Annotated in this window: 13 protein-coding genes and 1 pseudogene; 5 read left to right on the forward strand and 9 right to left on the reverse strand. The window is 71.7% G+C overall.

Translation table 11 applies throughout. The features are described from left to right. Positions 1–23: 23 nt before the first annotated feature. On the reverse strand, positions 24–518 hold the full coding sequence (locus ACQEV1_RS42675) for an LURP-one-related/scramblase family protein (protein ID WP_433402419.1): 495 nt from the start codon (positions 516–518) through the stop codon (positions 24–26). Between the two features lie 189 nt (positions 519–707). Here ACQEV1_RS42675 and ACQEV1_RS42680 point away from each other — a divergent pair, with 189 nt between their 5' ends. After that, positions 708–2,327, forward strand: coding sequence for a CehA/McbA family metallohydrolase (locus ACQEV1_RS42680; RefSeq protein ID WP_433402421.1), 1,620 nt, complete (start codon positions 708–710; stop codon positions 2,325–2,327). Here the strand turns inward: ACQEV1_RS42680 and ACQEV1_RS42685 are convergent. Beyond that, on the reverse strand, positions 2,314–2,451 hold the full coding sequence (locus ACQEV1_RS42685; protein WP_433402424.1) for a hypothetical protein: 138 nt from the start codon (positions 2,449–2,451) through the stop codon (positions 2,314–2,316). The genes ACQEV1_RS42680 and ACQEV1_RS42685 overlap by 14 nt on opposite strands. 487 nt (positions 2,452–2,938) lie before the next feature. On the opposite strand from ACQEV1_RS42685, the gene phoA reads away from it, so the two are divergent. Beyond that, complete coding sequence (phoA, locus tag ACQEV1_RS42690) at positions 2,939–4,297, forward strand: alkaline phosphatase (protein WP_433402426.1); 1,359 nt, start codon at positions 2,939–2,941, stop codon at positions 4,295–4,297. 15 nt (positions 4,298–4,312) lie between these two features. Here phoA and ACQEV1_RS42695 read toward each other — a convergent pair whose 3' ends face one another. The 5 genes from ACQEV1_RS42695 to ACQEV1_RS42715 all read right to left on the reverse strand — a co-directional run bounded on the left by ACQEV1_RS42695 (position 4,313) and on the right by ACQEV1_RS42715 (position 9,872). Further along, a complete protein-coding gene (locus ACQEV1_RS42695) occupies positions 4,313–4,690 on the reverse strand; it encodes a MerR family transcriptional regulator (RefSeq protein WP_433402429.1) in 378 nt (125 codons plus the stop codon). Positions 4,691–4,755: 65 nt separating this feature from the next. Continuing rightward, positions 4,756–6,249, reverse strand: coding sequence for a metallophosphoesterase (locus ACQEV1_RS42700; RefSeq protein ID WP_433402432.1), 1,494 nt, complete (start codon positions 6,247–6,249; stop codon positions 4,756–4,758). A 264-nt stretch (positions 6,250–6,513) separates the two neighbouring features. Continuing rightward, the gene (locus ACQEV1_RS42705) at positions 6,514–6,714 is read right to left on the reverse strand and encodes a hypothetical protein (protein ID WP_433402434.1); all 201 of its coding nucleotides are present in this window, start codon (positions 6,712–6,714) and stop codon (positions 6,514–6,516) included. Positions 6,715–6,817: 103 nt separating this feature from the next. Further along, on the reverse strand, positions 6,818–8,590 hold the full coding sequence (gene uidA / locus ACQEV1_RS42710) for a beta-glucuronidase (RefSeq protein ID WP_433402436.1): 1,773 nt from the start codon (positions 8,588–8,590) through the stop codon (positions 6,818–6,820). Positions 8,591–8,633: 43 nt separating this feature from the next. Then, complete coding sequence (locus ACQEV1_RS42715) at positions 8,634–9,872, reverse strand: MFS transporter (protein ID WP_433402439.1); 1,239 nt, start codon at positions 9,870–9,872, stop codon at positions 8,634–8,636. A gap of 164 nt (positions 9,873–10,036) precedes the next feature. On the opposite strand from ACQEV1_RS42715, the gene ACQEV1_RS42720 reads away from it, so the two are divergent. Then, complete coding sequence (locus tag ACQEV1_RS42720) at positions 10,037–10,840, forward strand: class I SAM-dependent methyltransferase (RefSeq protein ID WP_433402441.1); 804 nt, start codon at positions 10,037–10,039, stop codon at positions 10,838–10,840. Between the two features lie 172 nt (positions 10,841–11,012). Here ACQEV1_RS42720 and ACQEV1_RS42725 read toward each other — a convergent pair. Beyond that, a pseudogene (locus ACQEV1_RS42725) lies at positions 11,013–12,147 on the reverse strand (transposase). 222 nt (positions 12,148–12,369) lie between these two features. On the opposite strand from ACQEV1_RS42725, the gene ACQEV1_RS42730 reads away from it, so the two are divergent. Continuing rightward, on the forward strand, positions 12,370–13,128 hold the full coding sequence (locus ACQEV1_RS42730) for a hypothetical protein (protein ID WP_433402443.1): 759 nt from the start codon (positions 12,370–12,372) through the stop codon (positions 13,126–13,128). Between the two features lie 78 nt (positions 13,129–13,206). On the opposite strand, the gene ACQEV1_RS42735 is transcribed toward ACQEV1_RS42730, so the two are convergent. Continuing rightward, entirely contained in the window at positions 13,207–14,373 is a 1,167-nt protein-coding gene (locus ACQEV1_RS42735) for an ROK family protein (protein WP_433402445.1), read from the reverse strand. A gap of 147 nt (positions 14,374–14,520) precedes the next feature. Here ACQEV1_RS42735 and ACQEV1_RS42740 point away from each other — a divergent pair, with 147 nt between their 5' ends. Further along, positions 14,521–17,823: a glycoside hydrolase family 97 catalytic domain-containing protein gene (locus tag ACQEV1_RS42740; RefSeq protein ID WP_433402447.1), complete on the forward strand. Its 3,303-nt coding sequence runs from the start codon at positions 14,521–14,523 to the stop codon at positions 17,821–17,823. Positions 17,824–17,937: the final 114 nt, after the last annotated feature.

Genomic DNA, 17,937 nt, shown 5'->3' on the forward strand with positions numbered 1-17,937 from the left:
CTGCCCGGCGGTTTACCCGCGGGTCAATCGTCGTCCTTTTCGCGGTCGGCGGCGGCGAGTTCGTCGACGGCGACGGCCACGGCGAGGACCAGGGGTACGTCCGGGTGGCCGATCTCGATGCCGTAGGTGTCCCGGATCCGGAACCACTTGCGCGAGGTCGTGGCGACGGTTCCCTCGTCGCTCTCGATCTCGTAGTTCTTCTCGATGAGGTCGCCGGTCGCCGTCCACTCCTGCCCGTCCGCGAGCTCGATCGCCATCGAGTGCCGGAGCGGGCTGAACAGCTTCTTGCGAACCTTGGCCACCGTCTCGCCCTCGCGTTCGACGACCATCGTGTCGCGGATGCTGACCATCTTCTTGCGGATGACGGCCAGGACCTCACCGTCCGGCCCCTTGAGCTCGAAGGTCTGGCGGAGCCGCAGCGCCTTGCCGTCGACCAGGAAAACCCGCTGTCCCGCCTCGTCCTCGACCCAGAAGTCGTCGCCGATGCTGAAGACGCGTTCGCGCATCATGAACTTCACGCCGCCTGCATCCCCGGAATGAAGTCGGGCAAACCGGCGACCACGCCGGGGCATGGGAAACCGGCGCATTCGTCACGTACGCGATCGGCCCGGGACATCGAACGATCATCTGACGTTCGGCGCACTGGCCGAGCATTCAGGGGCTTATGCCGCGTTACGTGCGGTTTGACCGACTTAATGAGGACCACCATGTGCCTTGACGGAGCTTGTGAGCACGACGCGGCCGCCCGGCCCGCGACCGGTGACCGCGACGGCGGCGGCGCGCTCGACCGGCGGCGGCTGCTGATGGCGGCCGCGACCGGAGCCGCGCTCACCCTCGCCCCGGTCTCCTTCATGCAGGGGCGCGCCGCCGCCGGCACGCCGAAGGGCACGCCCGACGGTGGCGACGTCACGCGTACCGTCACCGGGCACCTCGACACCGGCGCCGCCGACTTCGTCTACCTGCCGGTCCAGGTGCCGAAGGGCGTGCGGAAGATCGCCGTCGAGTACTCCTACGACAAGCCGTCCGTACCGGCCGGCACGCCCGGCAACTCCTGCGACATCGGCGTCTTCGACCAGCGCGGCACCAAGCTCGGCGGCAAGGGCTTCCGCGGCTGGTCCGGCGGCGCCCGCACCGCGTTCGAGATCAGCGCCACGGAGGCCACGCCCGGCTACCTGCCCGGCCCGGTCGAGGCCGGTACGTGGAACATCGTGCTCGGGCCGTACCAGGTCGCACCCCAGGGCATGAACTACCAGGTCAAGATCACTCTCACCTACGGCGCGGACGGCGCGCCCTTCACGCCGAACCACCCGCCGACGAAGGCCAAGGGCCGCGGCCGCGCCTGGTACCGGGGCGACGGCCACCTGCACACCGTGCATTCCGACGGCAAGCGTCTCCCCGCCGAGGTGGCCGCCGGGGCGCGGCAGGCCGGGCTGGACTTCATGGTCTCCACCGACCACAACACCTCCTCCGCGCACGCGGTCTGGGGCGAGTACGCGGGCCAGGACCTGCTCATCATCACCGGCGAGGAGGTCACCACCCGGAACGGCCACTGGCTGGCGCTCGGCCTGCCCGCCGGCGAGTGGATCGACTGGCGTTACCGCTCGCGCGACGACGCCTTCGGCCGGTTCGCCCGCCAGGTGCACCGCTCCGGCGGCCTCGTGGTGCCCGCGCACCCGTACTGCCCGTACATCGCCTCCCAGTGGAAGTTCGGCTACGCCGACGCCGACGCGGTCGAGGTGTGGAACGGCCCGTGGACCTACGACGACGAGTCCGCGGTGGACACCTGGGACGCCGGGCTCGCCGAGGCGGTGCGCACGGGCGGTCGCTGGCTGCCCGCGATGGGCAACAGCGACGCCCACAGCGAGCCGCAGGTCATCGGGCTGCCGCACAACGTCGTGTACGCCGACGGCCTGACCACGGACGCGATCGTCAGCGGGATCCGCGCCGGCCGTAACTGGATCGCCGAGTCGTCGTCGGTGAGCCTGACGTTCACCGCGTCCGGCGCCGGCCGGGAGGCGGGCATCGCCGAGACGCTGACCGCCCGCGCCGACGCGCCGGTGGACGTACGGCTGGAGGTGGCCGGCGTGCCGAACGGCACCGTACGGTTCATCACCGATGAGGGCCAGATGCACCAGGAGTCCCTGCCGGCCTCCGGCACCGGCACCGTGGTGTGGCGCACCACGACGTCGCTCGCGGCGTACGTGCGGGCCGAGGTACGCCACCCGATGGCCGACGGCAGCCCCGGCAAGGGCAACACGATGGGACCCGCCCTGGTCTGGGGCCCGATGGCCGCGCTCACGAACCCGATCTTCCTCAAGCGGGCCTGACGCCCTCGCCGGCCGCCTGCTCCTCGCGGGCGGCCGGCAGCGGAGGATGACCTCCGCCGAGACGGTGATGTCCTCGGGTGATGTCCTCGGTCGTCGTCGAGGCGTCGCGGACGCCGATGCGCATGGCGCGCTCGCCGTGCCGTACGGCGCCGCCCGCCCGGCACGGCGCGGTCGGCCTGAACGGCGGCGATGACCGCGTCGGCGGTCCGGTCGTCGCCGAACGTACGCGGACCTGGTCCCACCACGGCCGCCGATCTGGACTAGGCGCTACCGGCGGACCCCACCTGCGGGCCCGACTGCCGGCTCGCCACCGCCATCTTCGCCGAGCGCACCGGCGCGACGGAGTGACCGTCGCGGCCGGCAGCGTGTTCGCCGTCACGCCCGGCACCGTGGCCGACCGGATCCGGGTCCCGCTCCACGTGTCACGCCGGCCCACGAAGCCGAACGAAGACCTGACGCGACTCCGTACGACGACCGCGCGTGAGCGGGCGAGCACACGACCAGGTCCTTTTGCCTCTGCTTTACCGGCCCTTTACCCATTCACGGGCTGGCGGCCATCGGGCACTGATGACGTTCTCGCAACATCCGTTCCCCGCAGAGGAGAACTCTTCATGACCGCATCGTCGAGGCTGATCCGCCGAGGCGCCGTCGCCGCCGTCGCCCTCGGGGCACTGACGGCGGCGGCACTCCCGACGTTCGCCTCCGATGGCGACAAGACCACCGCGGTCCGCGCCGCGGTCAAGGGCGGGAAGGCCCGCAACGTCATCCTGTTGATCGGCGACGGCATGGGTGACTCGGAGATCACGATCGCCCGCAACTACGCCAAGGGCGCGGCCGGCCGGCTGGCGATGGACACGCTCCCGCTGACGGGTGCGTACACCACGTACTCGGTGAACAAGACCGACCCGAGCAAGCCGGACTACGTCACCGACTCGGCCGCCAGCGGCAGCGGATGGTCGACCGGCCACAAGACCTACAACGGCGCGATCTCCGTCACCCCGGACGGCAAGGCGCAGCCGACCGTGCTGGAGCTCGCCAAGAAGGCCGGTTTCCGCACCGGCGACGTCACGACGGCCGAGCTCGGCGACGCGACTCCGGCCGTCCAGGCCGCGCACGTCGAGGACCGGTCCTGCGAGGGGCCGGCCGACATGGCCAAGTGCCCGAAACAGGACAAGGTCAACGGTGGTCCCGGCTCGATCTCCGAGCAGCAGGTGCAGACCGGAGCCGACGTCTACCTCGGCGGTGGCCGGTCCCGGTTCGCCCAGACGGTCAAGGCGGGGCCGTACCAGGGGAAGACCGTCATCGACCAGGCGAAGGCCGCCGGCTACAACGTCGTCACCGACAGCGCCGGACTGTCCGCCGCGAAGCCGGACCGCAAGCTCCTGGGCCTGTTCGCCGACGGCAACCTGCCGCTGGAGCAGACCGGTCCCCTGGCCAAGGTCGGCGGCACCGAGCCGTCCCGCTGCGCGCCGAACGGTGAGTTCACCGGCCCGCACCTGACCGCCATGGCGGACAAGGCGCTCCAGCTCCTCGACGCCCAGACCAGGCACGCCAAGAAGGGCTTCTTCCTGCAGATCGAGGGCGCGTCGATCGACAAGCAGGACCACGCCGCCAACCCGTGCGGTCAGATCGGCGAGCACGTGGAGTTCGACAACGCGGTGAAGTCCGCGCTCGACTACGCGCGCCACCACGCCGACACGCTGGTCGTGGTCACCGCCGACCACGGTCACACCAGCCAGATCATCCCGCTGGAGGCCGACAGCCCGGGCCAGACCGCCACGCTGATCACCGCCGACGGCGCCCCAATGAAGATCAACTACGCGACCACGAAGCCGGGAGTCTCCCAGGAGCACACCGGCACCGAGGTGCGCATCGCCGCTCAGGGCCCGCAGGCGGCCAACGTGGTCGGTGTCACCGACCAGACCGACCTGTTCCACACGCTGAGCCGCGCCCTCGGCGTCGGCCGCTGACCTCTGCCGGGCCGGTCATCCAGCGGGAAGGCCGGCCCGGCCGGACGCCGTCTCGATGACCTCGTCCAGCACCTCACGGGAGCGGACGAGGTCGCCGATCATCCGGTCGATGCGGTCGCGCTCGGCGGTCAGGTCGGCGACGAGACGGGGCGTCGCGAGCGGGGACGGCCCGCCGTCGGCGTCGCGCATGCAGGGCAGCAACTCGGCGATCTTGGTGCTGTGCAGGCCCGCGGCGAACAACTCCTGGATGAGGACGACCCGGTCGACCGCGTGGTCCGGGTAGTCGCGGTGGCCGCCGGGGGTACGTCCGGCCACGAGCAGCCCCTGCTCCTCGTAGTAGCGCAGCGAACGCTCGCTCACACCGGTACGCCCGGCGAGTTCCCCGATCCGCATGTGCACCTCGCGGGTTCCAGCTGACGCGTTGATGGCGGGTTCCACCGTATCCGCCCGCCGCCCGGTCAGCCGCGCGGTGACCGCCCCCGCGGTCGGCGCAGGCCGGACAGGTCGTGTCTCACGACGGTGTTGCGGTCGGCGACCGTGTTGCCGAAGGCGAACTGGGGCCAGTAGCCCAGGATCTCCTGTCGGCTGCGCTCGCTCCACGCTCGGGCCTGCTCGCCGCGCGACTTGTGGAAGTTCAGCGCGTACCCCTCGGTGTGCAGGCGCAGCAGGGAGAACCCGCCCGGATACTCCTTGACCGCGGCGACCTCCTGCAGCGTCACCCCCGGGGCGGCCGGGCTGACCGTCCGGTGGTTGCGGTGCGTGTGGCCCGCATGGTGGAGGAAGACGCCCGGAGTACGCGCGTAGGCGTCGAGGATGGAGGCCGCCTGGGCCGCGTCGAGCGCGTTGCTCGGGCTGGTCGGGAACGCCGACTCCTCCACGACGAGCGGGTGGTGCCCGAACACCAGCGTCGGCTGGTCCCGGTGCGCGGCGAGGTCGGCGCGGAACCACGACAGCTGCTCCGCCGACAGCGCCCCGGCGTCGCCCCCGCCGCCCGGCTTGTCGTAGGTGTCCAGCCCGATGACGTGCAGGCCCGACAGGTCGGCGGAGAAGTACGTCGGCTCGTCACCGGGGAAGTAGGCGTCGTGGAAGCAGTCGTTGCCCTGCCACTGCCCGGCACGGCACGCGGCGTACGGGTCTCCGGTGTGCGCCCGGTCGTGGTTGCCGCGCACGACGAACCAGTCCTCGCGGTACCGGCCGAACCGGCGCAGGAAGTGCCCGGCCCGGCCGAGGTCGGCCGGCACCGCCTCGGCGGAGATGTCACCGGCCGCCAGCAGATACGCCGGGCCGAGCCGCGCGACGTCCTCGATCAGCGACTCGATCATGATCTCCGGGTACGGCGGCAGCCCCGGCAGCTGCGAGATGCCGGGGTACTGCGGCTGGCCGCCGACCAGACCGGCCACGGTCTCGCCCAGGTGCAGGTCGTTGCACAGCACGATGGAGAACAGGAACCGGCCGGGCGGCGGCTGCGGCGTGGTGAAGGAGAAGGGACCGTTCGTGCCGAGGCCGTAGTCCGAGGTGCCGACGGCGTTGCCCGCGATGAGGGTGAACGGTGTCGGCGCGGCGCGCCGGCCGTTCGACCGCGCCTCGTAGTAGTACGTGCGGCCCGGCTCCAGGCCGGTCAGCTCGACGTGGTGGTACGGCGTGTGGGACGAGATCCCGCCCGCGACGTGGTTCAGCCGGGAGGGGTGGGTGCCGTACCGGACCTCTCCGTCGGCGGGCGCGGGCACCATGCGGCCCAGGCCGTCGTCGGTGCCGGCCTCCCCGGTGTACCAGGTGATCACCGCCCGGTCCTCGGTGAGCGTGACGAGCTCCAGGTCGACCGGGACCGCCGTGGCCCTGCCGGTCGCCCGGGTCTCGGCGCGGGCGAGGCCGGTCGCCGCCAGCGGCGACGCGGCGGCGGCGACCGCGGACCAGCGGAGCAGGTCGCGGCGGGTGAAGTCACAGCCAGGCATGAGCCGGACGGTACGCCGCCACGGTGCCGAAGTCTCCGGCATGACCTGGCGCGCGGGTATCCGTCCGGTAAAGGGTGGACGTCACGGCAGCCCAGGCCGGACGCCGGTGTCCGCACCCGGCCACGGCGCCCGGGGCGGTGGTGCGCCCTGTCACGCCGTCCGGTCGATCGGCCCCCGTGCCACCGAGCCGTCCGGAGCGAAGCCGAACCTCTCCAGCAGGTCCGCCTCGTGGCCCTGCCCGTCGGCCCGGAGCCGCTCGATGAGTCACCGCGCCGCGGACGGCTCGCCGGAGTGCACCAGCGCCCGCAGCCGCTCCGTGTCGCCGGCCCCGGCCGGCAGGTCGACCGGCTTGCGCGCCGCGGCCTCCTGTCTCCCCGACGCCGGCAGTATTCCTCCGGCCCACTGCCGGACGAGCCGGTCTCCGCCGGGGAGAAACGGCGTCAGGTGATCCAGCGCTTCTTCCACCCTGCCCGCCCCGGTCAGCAGCAACGCGTACCGGCGCGCGGCGGGATGATCGCCGTCGTCGCAACGACGCCGACGATCGCAGGGGCGGATGAGCGTCGCCGAGTCATTGAGGGGAGTCCGTGCCCCTCCAGCGGCGGCGCAGGGCGAAGGCCGCGGACTTCGGGCGGCGGTCGCGGGTGAAGACGCCCTTCTTGTTACCGTCCACCCGGTTCACGCCGTATCCGGTGGCGAAGTCGGCGAAGTTCCAGACGTGCTCGCCGACGACCGAGTCGATCCGGTCGAACACCCGGTGGAAGGTCTCCAGGAGTTCCACCTGGTAGTCCTCGGTCCAGGTGCCCGCCGTGACCGAGCGCACGCCGGCGACGGCGTCCGCGCCGTACTCGGTGACGATGATCGGCTTGCCGTGCCGCCGTACCCACTCCCGGAGCTCGGCCTCCAGCTCGCGCTCGGCGGTGGCCAGGTCGCCCGTGTCGACGTACCAGCCGTTGTAGCGGTTGAGGCAGATGACGTCGAACAGGTCGCTGATGACGTCCCGGTCCGGGGGCAGCTGGACCTGGGCGAAGCAGACCGGCCGGCTCGGGTCGGCGGCGCGCGCCGCCGCGACGAGCGGCTCGAAGTACGGACGTGCCTCGGGCCGGGCGGAGTCCGGTTCGTTGGCGATGCTCCACATGACCACGCTGGGGTGGTTCTTGTCGCGGGCCACGAGTTCGCGGATCGCGCGCAGGTGCGCCGCCCGCGTGGTGTCGTCGACGGCGGCGAAGATGTGCTCCGGGTCGCCCGGCACCAGCGTGTGGGCGATCTCGAAGTTGAGCCCGACGGCCGGCGTCTCGTCGATGATCACCACGCCGCGCCGGTCGGCGTACTCCAGCACCTCCTCGGCGTACGGGTAGTGGGAGGTGCGGAAGGAGTTCGCGCCGATCCACCTCAGCAGCGCGAAGTCGTGCACCATGAGCACGTCGTCGTGGCCCTTGCCGCGCACCGCGCCGTCCTCGTGCTTGCCGAAGCCGCGGAAGCGGAACGGCTCCCCGTTGATCAGGAACCGGTCGCCGTCCACCCGTACGTCGCGCAGGCCCACCGGCAGGACGTACTCGTCGGGGTCGGCGCCGGCCGTACGGACCTCCAGGTGGTGCAGGTGACCGTGGCCGGGCCGCCACAGCTTCGCGTCCGCGACCTCCAGCGTGCCCTCGGCGGCCGCGGCCCGCGCGCGCTCGGTGCCGTCGGCGTCGCGCAGCACCACCTCGGCCACCCGTCCGCCGGCGACGTCGACGCGGTAGCGCACCCGGGCGTCGGCGCCGGTCACCTCCGTGGTGACGGTGATGTCCTCGACGTACTCGGGGGGCGTCGTGTACAGCCAGACCGTACGGTGCAGGCCCGCGTAGTTGAAGAAGTCGTGGAAGTACCGCTGGCGGCGGCGTCCGTCCGGCAGGACGTCGACGATGCCGGGCGGGATGGAGGCCAGGTGCAGCCGGTTGTCGACCACGACGGTGACCCGTGCGGTCTCGCCGGACCGTACGTGCGCGGTGACGTCGCACTCGAACGGCGTGTAGCCGCCCTCGTGCCGCCCGACCTCGACGTCGTTCCACCAGACGACGGCGCGGTGGGCGGCCGCGTCGAAGCGCAGCACGACGCGGCGCCCGTCCCACCGGGCCGGCACCCGTACGTGCCGCTGGTACCAGACGTCGCCGACGTGGTCGTGGGCCTCGCGGGTGGCGGGCACGTCGTTGTAGCTGGCGGGCACGGGCATCTCCACCGCGCCGGGCAGGTCACCGCGCCACCACTCCTCGGCGCGCCCCCGGTCGGCGGGGTCGAAGGCGAAGGCCCAGAGCCCGTCGAGGCGGACGCGTTCGCGGCTGGAGGTGTCCTGGGGACGGAGCACGGGTGCCTCCGGGCATGGTTCGGGCCGGGTCCGGCACCCGAATCTAACCCACGGGCTCCTCCACGCTCGGCCTCGCGCGGCGCGTCCGCGTGCCGGTGGTGGCGAACGGCGAGTAGCGCGGCACCCAGCGCAGCAGGGCGATCGCGGCCAGGACGCCGACCACGCCCATCGTCTCGATCCCGGCGGCGAGACTGCCGAGCCCGGCGGCGGCCGAGACGACCAGCGGCCCGGCGGCCGTACCGGAGTCCGAGCACAGCCGCCACACGCCGAGGAACTGCGAGCGGGTCCGCGGCGGCGCGACGTCGGCGCCGAGGGTCATCAGGAGCCCGCTGCCGATGCCGTTGCCGAACCCCATGAGCATGGCGACCACCGCCAGCGTCACCAGTCCGTGGGTGAGCGGCAGCACGGCCTGGGTCGCCCCGAGGACCAGCATCGACGGGATCGCGATCCACAGGCGGCCCGCGCTGTCCATCACCTTGCCCGACGGGTAGAAGGTCATGGTGTCCACGAGCCCGGCCAGCCCGAAGACGACGCTCGTCGTGGACGGGCTCAGGCCGAGGTGGTCGGCCCACAGCGGCAGGACCGTCTGCCGGGTGGCGCGTACGGAGGCCACGAGCAGCACGGCCAGCCCGAGCGTCAGGAAGACCCGCCGGTGCCGCACCACGACCGAGCGTACGGACACCGGGTCGCGCCGCGGCCCGTGCGCCGTCGCGGGGCCGGCCACGTCGGGCACGAGGAGCACGACGAGCCCGGCCGCGATCGCGCAGGCCAGCGCCAGCCAGTAGATGTCGCGCACCGGACGGCCGTGCACCACCGCGGCGCCGATGAACGGCCCGGCGAACGCGCCGACGCGCGTCATGCCGCCCAGCGTGGACAGCGCCCGCGCGCGCAGCCGCTCGGGTACGACCTCGGTGAGGTACGCCTGCCGGGCGAGGATGAAGACGGCGTTGGTGGCCCCGGTGGCGGCGACGCCGACCGCCAGTTGCCAGAGCGTGTCGGCCAGGGCGCAGCCGAGCAGGGTGACGATGGCGACCCCGGCGGCGATGAGCATCGCCCGGCGGTCGCCCACGCGGGCGGCGAGCGCCCCGGCGGGCACGTCCCCCAGGATCTGGCCCACGCCCAGCAGCGCGAGCACCAGCCCGGCCATCCCCACGGAGGCGCCGAGACCCCGCCCGCTCAACGCGATCATCGGGATGAGCGCGCCCATGCCGATCTCGAAGATGAGCGTCGGGAGGAACACCGCCGGTGCGACCCTGAGCAGGGAGACCGGTCGGGAACTCACCTGGCGGAGCCTCGCTTCTCTCTCACCGGTCGGGCGGCACGGCACTGCCCTGACATGCTATTACGCGGCTCCTGACCAGGTGCGGACGGTCCCGGTCAGGACGGCATCGGTCCGCGCGCGTGATGATCGGCGTGCGAGACGACCATCCTCGATAATCGACGACCGTGGATGCCGATCATGCGGCCGCGGACGAACTGCGGCGCCTGCGCGGCGGGTTCGACGCGGCGGCCGAGGACTACCAGCGCACCCGGCCGGTCTGCCCGCCTCGGCTGTTCGACGACCTGGTCGAGCAGGCCGGGCTCGAGCCGGGAGACCGGGTCGTCGAGATCGGCTGCGGCACGGGGCAGGCGACCGTGCCGCTCGCCCGGCGCGGACTGGCCGTCACCGCCGTCGAGCCGGGCACCGAACTGGCGGCCGTCGCCCGGCGGCGCCTGGCCGGATTCCCCGCCACCGAAGTGGTGACCTCCTCGTTCGAGGACTGGCGGCCGGGAGGCGCCCCGGTCGACGCGGTCGTGGCCGTCAACTCCCTGCACTGGGTCGACCCGGCACTTCGCTACGCCAAGCCCCACGACCTGCTGCGTCCAGGGGGCGCCCTGGCCGTCGCGGGCTGCCTGTGGGCACGGCCCACGGACGCCGACCCCTTCTGGACGGAGGTGCAGGAGGACTACCAGGCCGTGGGTTTCGAGGGCGACCCGCCGCCGCCACCGGAGCGGATCGGCCCGCGCCACCTCCCGCCGGAGGCGGAGCGCCTCTTCGAAGAGGTGGCGAGCCTGCGCTACCCCTTCGAGGTCGTCTACCGCGCCGACGACTACGTCGCCAATCTCGCCACCCAGTCGGGCACGAACGCACTCGGCGAACCCCGCCGCACCGAGTTCCTGACCCGCGTACGGCACCGCCTGGAGTCGCTCGGCGATCCACATCTGACCGCGACGTTCGTCGGCCTGCTGACCGTCGGACGCCGGAAGTGACCGGGGAGGCGCGGGCTAGGAGCGTGGGTCGGTAACGGACAAGCCGCCGAGCGGTCGTGATCGACTGTCCGGCCGTTCGGGGTCTTGTGGTGGTGACGGGGCGGGTCCAGGGCGGCAGCGACAATGTCCGGTGTTGTCCCAGGGGCGGGTGGCAGTCCTGCCGCCGGGGCCGTCAGGCTCGGGCTGCGGGCAGCCCGGCGGTTCCGGCGTGCCGGAAGATCTTGCGGAGGTTGTGGCAGGCGGCCAGTAGCCGCCATTCGCCGCGGGCTCCGGCCTCGCCGCGCAGCAGGAGTTCCCGGCCGTCCTGGCAGGTCATGATCTGGCCGAATACGGGTTCGACGATGGCTTTTCGGCGGGCATAGGCGGCCCGTCCGGGTTTGGTCCGCAGCTTGCGGGCCATGCGCTCCTTCGGTGCCGCGTCGGTCGGGATGCGTCCGCGCGGTGGCGCCGGGACCTGCTGGTCGTGGGCGAGGCGGCCGGTGGCCATGAAGGTGTCGGTGCCGTGCTCGGCCTTGCGCGCAGCGGCGGCTTGAAGGTTTGCCTCGGAGCAGTACCCTGCGTCGACCAGGGCCTGACGTGCATGGATGCCGGTGTTGGTGGCGGACTGGTCCAGCATCGTCGTGTAGTTCAGCGCGTCCGACGGGTTCGTGGTGACGTCGGCGGCGGTGATCTGGTGGGCGTCGTCCACGACGGCTTGGGCGTTGTAGGCCTGGATGTAGGCGCCGTCGCCGTTTTTCATGATCCGCGACTGCGGGTCGGTGAAGTTGGCCTGGGCCTTGTCCTTCGGGCGGGCCGTAGCCTGCGCCTGGCGGCCGGCGGCCTCGACAGCCCCAGGGTCGTCGTCGCCGGACCGGTCCTGACGGCGGCGTTCTTTGTCCTCGGCATGTTTGCGCGCCTTGGCGGCGGCCTCGGCCTCGATCTGCGCGCGAGCGGCCTGCAACCTGGCCAGGCGCTTCTCCCGCCGGTCCAGCTCGGCCGACAGGTCGGCGTCCTTGCCGTTCACGCCGAAGCGCTCGTCCTCGGCGGCGTCGGCTGCGGCGTCGGCCAGCAGCGCAGCGGCGGCGGCTTCGAGCTGGGCGATCTCGGCTTCGACGCGTTCCTCCTTGTCCACCTACCATCAGCCGCGGGTCATACGGCGGGAATCCGCGCTTCTCGGTGTAGGCCGCCAGGACCGGACCGAGGTTCAGGACCTCGTCGACCAGCTCGGCCACGAACCGGGCCAGATGCCCTTCGGGCAGCCATTCATCAAGCGACGGCGGCAGCAACAGCATCTGATCCGGTGCAAGCGCCCGGAACGTCTTCTTCACCGGCGGCGCGGCCCTCGGCTCCACTCCCGCCGGATCCACCTCGAACAGGCCATCCCCGCCAGACATAACAAGATCTTCTTATGCAAAAGATCGCACGAACGGCTGGTGGGGTTGGCGTGCCGACCAACGCTCGTAGCTTCCTAGACGCCCGATCTACGACAGCGATCGGCGACCGTGAAAAGGTAGGTTGTGCCCGCTGACGCCTGTGCGAGGCTTTCCCGCGTGACGACCTACTACTGGGACTCGGTTTCCCTCGACGCGTCGGAGTTGGAGGCCGCCCGCGCGGAGTTGGTGAAGTCCTCCAGCGGCGCCGCGTTCGTCGACGCCCTCCTCAAGCTCCTGCGAAGCGGGCAGCGGGTGCCCGTCAGCGTCGCCCTCGCGCGGTTCCAGTATGCGGAGGCTGAAAGCAGGTGGGGCGGCGGCAATCCATGCGAGCCGTACGAAGCGGAGATCCTGGAGCGGGCCCGCTGGGTCCTGCGGCAGCCTCCGCTGACGGCCGCGGAAAGCGGCGCCGGGAGAGACGGGGCCGATCACGCCAGTGCGCTGCTGGCCATGACGAATCTGGCGCAGCCGGAGGACGCCGAGCTCATCGCCGACGTGATGGAACGGACAACCGACCCCGAGGTGCTGTCGAACGCGAGCGGCGCGGCGACGAAGCCGCTCGAACAGGCCGACACGCCGAACCCCAGGCTGATCCAAGTCATCGGCCGCATCGCCACGGACGACTCGCGGGACGTCCGAACCCGGGCCGAAGTGATGGAGACGCTGAGGTTCGCGCAATGTGCCGAAGGCGCCGAGATCGTCATGCGGCTCACCGAGTCCGACGAAATCCAGCTTCAAGTCAGCGTCGCATCGGTCCTCGCCGCGGCCCATCTGGCGACCCACCGTGAGGTGGTGGAACGCCTCATGGCTGCGTGGCCGCAGGACACGCCTGGCGCATACTACCCGCGCATGTTGCTGGATGAAGCCGACGAGGAGTAGGGCCGGGCAGGGTACGACCCCGGAGCCATGGACCGCCAAACCACTCTTCAGCGGGGTTGGCATTACTGACCCACGCTCCTAGGCGGCGGACTCCGTGGCGGCGAGGGTCAGCGCTCCGATCAGGCCCGCTCGCGGGCCCAGCGAGGAGGTGCGGACCTGGACGCGGTCGCTGATCGCGGGCTGCGCGAAGCGGCGCAGGGACTCGCGGATCCCTTCCAGGAGAGCGTCGCCCGCGGTGGCGAGTTCGCCGCCGATGATGAGCATCGCGGGGTCCAGGGCGTTGCACAGGTCGGACAGGACCCGTCCGATCCGGCGTCCCGCGTCGGTGATGATCCGGGCCGCGACCGGGTTGCCGGCCAGGGCGGCCAGGGAGAGGTCGTCGGGCCATTCGGTTCGTTCGGGAAGCGGCAGGCCCGCCGCGACGAGCTGCCGCCACACCTCGCCGATCGACACCACCGACTCGAGGCAGCCGCGCTGCCCGCACCGGCACTGCGCACCGCCCTCCTGGATCAGCGTGTGCCCGATCTCCCCCGACGCGCCGTACGCTCCGGTGTAGCGCCGGCCCGCGAGGATCAGCCCGGCCCCGATGCCGTGGGAGGCCTTGACGTAGATCAGGTCGGACGCGTTCCGCCCGGTCCCGTGGGTGTGCTCGGCCAGCGCGGCGAGCTCGGCGTCGTTGGCGATCAGCACCTCGCCGCCGAGGCGGGCGGTCAGCTCCTGCCGGGGACGGACTCCGGTCCAGCCCGCGAGGATCGTGGCCGACTGGATCCGGCCGGTCGCCTGGTTGACCGGTCCCGGGATCCCCGCCGCCGTCCGCAGCACCGAGCCGGCCGGGACTCCCGTCCGGTCTAGGAGGTCGGCGACCAGGACCGCCGCCTGGTCGAGCGCGTTGCCGGCCGAGGCCTCCACGTCGAGGCGCGTCCTGGCCTCGGCGACGATCTCCTGCGTGGTCGTGGCGAGCGCCGCCGCGATGTGCGTGTGCCCGAAGTCGATCCCGACGAGGTGTCCCGGCGGGCGGCGGGGGGACAGCCGCGACGACGGCCGGCCGCGTCCCGTCTGGCCGTCGGCCGCGTGTTCCCGCACCAGCCCTTCGGCCAGCAGCCCCCGGACGATCCCCGCGACCGTGCTCGGCGCGAGCCCGGTCCGGCGGCTCAGCTCCTGCCGGGTCGCGGGGAAGGACTGGTTCAGCGCGTCGAGGATCGTGCGCCTGCTGCGTTCGAGCCGCTGGTTCGGTGGGGTGGCCACGGGCCGAGCGTACCTAATTACGATGCTTAGCACCCTAATTAGGTTGTATTAAGAATATTGACCAGAGTCTTTCTGTGTATCTACGATCACGAAGCTTGTCGTGGAGTGTTCTCCGCCACTCCACCCCTCCCACACGAAGAGGCATGTATGAAGCGTGATGGCACGGAGTGGCGAAGAAGACGGGTGGGACTGCTCACGATGACGGCGGCCCTGCTGATCTCAGGAGGAGTCGTGGCGCCTCAGGTGCAGGCCCAGACCCGAGCCGAGAAGCCCGCCGCGCCCAGCGGTCTCGTCGAGGTCGCTGGGAAGGGCGCTCAGGTCGTCGACTCGCCGGACGGCGACCTGCGGGTCGCGGTCACCTCCGACGGCGGACGTCTCACGTACAGCGTGAGGAAGCGCGACAGGGTCCTCGTCGGCGCCTCCGGACTCGGCGTGGATCTGGCGGGACGCCCCAGCCTCACCCAGGGCATGTCGATCAAGTCCGTCGAACGACGCACGATCGACGAGACGTGGAAGCCCGTATGGGGAACCTCCAGCACGGTCCGGAACCACGCGCGCGAGCTCACCGTCCACGCGGTCCAGGCCGGCACCGGGTTCGAGCTCGACCTGGTGTTCCGGGTCTTCGACGACGGGGTCGGCTTCCGTTACCACTTCCCCGGCCAGCCCGGGTTGGGCGCCTACACCGTCACCGCCGAGCAGACCGAGTTCGCTCTGGATCCCGGTGCGAGGAGCTGGTCGATCGCCGCGGGCACGACCTGGAGCGCCGACGAGCAGCACTATCGCGACCTGCCCCTGTCCGCTGTCGCCACGGCCCAGACGCCCATCACCGCCTCACCCGCCGCCGACTCCTATGTGGTGGTGCACGAGGCCGACCTGACCGACTACCCCAGCATGACGCTGAAAGCGGTGCCGGGGCAGCCCGGCCGGTTCTCCAGCGACCTGATCTCCCTCCCCGACGGCACCAAGGCCAAGCTGAACGGCGAGTTCGCCACGCCCTGGCGCACCCTGACCGTGGGCGACCGACCCGGCGACCTGGGTGAGTCCCATCTGACCGAGAACCTCAACGACCCGTGCGCGATCTGCGACGACACATCCTGGATCAAGCCCGCGACGTACACGGGCGTCTGGTGGGAACTCCAGCGGCGGGAGACCACCTGGAACGCCGGGCCCAAGCACGGCGCGACCACCGCGCGGGTCAAGCAGTACATCGACCTGGCCAAGCAGGCGGGTGCCAAGTTCGTCCTCGCCGAGGGCTGGAACACCAACTCCGGCGGAGCCTGGACGGGCCAGGACTTCCTGACCCCGCAGGCCGACTTCGACCTTCCCGAGGTGCTCCGGTACGCCAAGGCCAACGGCGTGGGGTTCATCGCGCACAACGAGACCCGGGGCGATGTCGACTACTACGACCAGAACATGGAGAAGATCTTCTCCCGGTACGAGGAACTCGGCATTCACGGGATCAAGACCGGCTACGCCACCAAGTTCGTGCTCGGCGGGGTCAACCGCAGCCACTACGACCAGGAGGCCGTCCGCCATTTCCAGCGGGTGATCGACACGGCGGCCCGGCACCACATCATGGTCGACGCCCATGAGGCGATCAAACCCACCGGTCTGGCGCGCACCTACCCGAACATGATGACGGGTGAAGGCGTCGCGGGCATGGAGCAGCAGAACTACATGGGCGTCAACGGCAACCCGCCCGCGCAGGCCACGATTCTCCCCTTCACCCGGTACATGGGAGGGCCCGCCGACTACACGCCCGGCGTCCTGAACGTCACCTGGGACCCCGCCCACCTCGGGACCCGCGTCCAGACCACCTCGGCCGCGCAGCTCGCGCTGTACCCGACATTCTTCAGCCCCCTGCAGATGCTCGCCGACACCCCCGAGAACTACGCCGCCCACCCCGGCTTCGCCTTCCTCAAGGACATGCCCACCACCTGGGACGAGACCCGCGTCCTGGACAGCGCCATCGGGGACTACACGACGACGGCCCGGCGGAAGGACGACACCTGGTACCTCGGCGCGATCACCGACGAGAACGACCGGACCCTCCAGGTGCCGCTGTCCTTCCTCTCGCACGGCACCTTCGTGGCGGAGATCTACGCCGATGCCCAGGAGACCACCTGGAAGGGCGACCCGCTGCCCGTCGAGATCCGCAGGACGCTGGTCAAACCGTCCACCCGGTTGTCCATGTCGCTGGTCGCCGCCGGCGGCCAGGCGGTCAAGCTCAGGCCCGCGACCGCCGCGGATCTGGCGGACCTGCCCTGGTACGCCGCGCCGCGTGCCGGTTACGGCACCACCCAGGCCGTACTGGACCCGGCCACCCAGCAGCTGACCGTGAAGGTCCCGCTCACCAACGGCGGCAGCACCGTGGCCGCGTTCGAGGCCCAGGTGTTCCTCGACGGCCGCCCCGCCGGTGAGGCGCGGCGCGTCCGCGTCGCGGGCGGCGGAACCCGGACCGTCGAGTGGACGCTCCCCGCCGCGGAGGTGCCGGACCGGGACTTCCGGGTCGCGGTGGGCGCGCCCGGCGGCGAACGCGGCAAGCCGGTGCCGGTGGAACAGACCCGTTCGGTGCTCGACCTCGTCCGGGAACTGCACAAGTCCGGCGAAGTGACGTCGTCCGCGCTGGCGCGCCTCCAGCCCGCGATCAACAGGGCCGAGACCACGCTCCGCCAGGGCGACCCGACGGGCCGTCTCCTGGCCCTCCAGGACGTACGGCTCGCCCTCTACGACCTGCCCCTCACCGACGTGACCGCGCCGGCCCGTACCGCCATCGACGACCGGCTCGCCCCTCGGCTCGGCGCACCGCAGGGGCTCTTCTCCCTCGCGTTGAAGGTGCGGCAGGCCACCGACACGGGGGCCGTCGACTCCGCGCTGTCCGGCAGGCTCGCCTCCGAGGTCAAGGCCGCCGTCGCGGCGGCGGTCGCGAAGAACCCCGGGGACATGCGGGAGGCCCTGGGCCGGTTCACGACCCTGGTCGAGGCCGGACCGATCACCCCGGACGCCGCGGCCGACCTGCTGGCCACCGGCCGGATGCTCGCCACCGCGCCCCGTACGATCGAGGCGGAGTCCGCCCAGCTCCTCGGCGCGGCGTGCCGGCGCACCGACCACACCGGCTACACCGGTACGGGCTTCGTGGCCTGTCTGAAGACCAAGGACAGCGGCGTACGCTTCACCGCCCCGGTCCCCGCCGACGGCGTCTACACCGTCCGCCTCCGCTACGCCAATGCCATGGGCGCGACCCAGACCATGTCCCTCACCAGCGGCACGCGAACCGTCCAACTCGGGCTGCCGAACCTGGCCACCTGGGACGTCTGGTCGGACCACCAGGTCAGCCTCCCCCTGAGCCAGGCCGCCCCGCTGAACTTCGTGTTCGGCCCGAACGACAACGGCAACGTCAACCTCGACTCCATCACCCTCGAACCCGACCCAGGCGTCATCCACCGGTAGCCATGCCGGTCATGCGGTAGCGCCGCCGTCCCGGGTGCCGGTAGATCTCCACGAGATCTACCGGCACCCGGCTTCGTGGTCAGGCGCCGGGGTGCCGCGCGGCGGAGTGGATCC

Origin of the sequence: Actinoallomurus sp. CA-142502 (genome assembly GCF_050936355.1) — a bacterium.
In the GTDB taxonomy this organism is placed as follows: domain Bacteria; phylum Actinomycetota; class Actinomycetes; order Streptosporangiales; family Streptosporangiaceae; genus Actinoallomurus; species Actinoallomurus iriomotensis.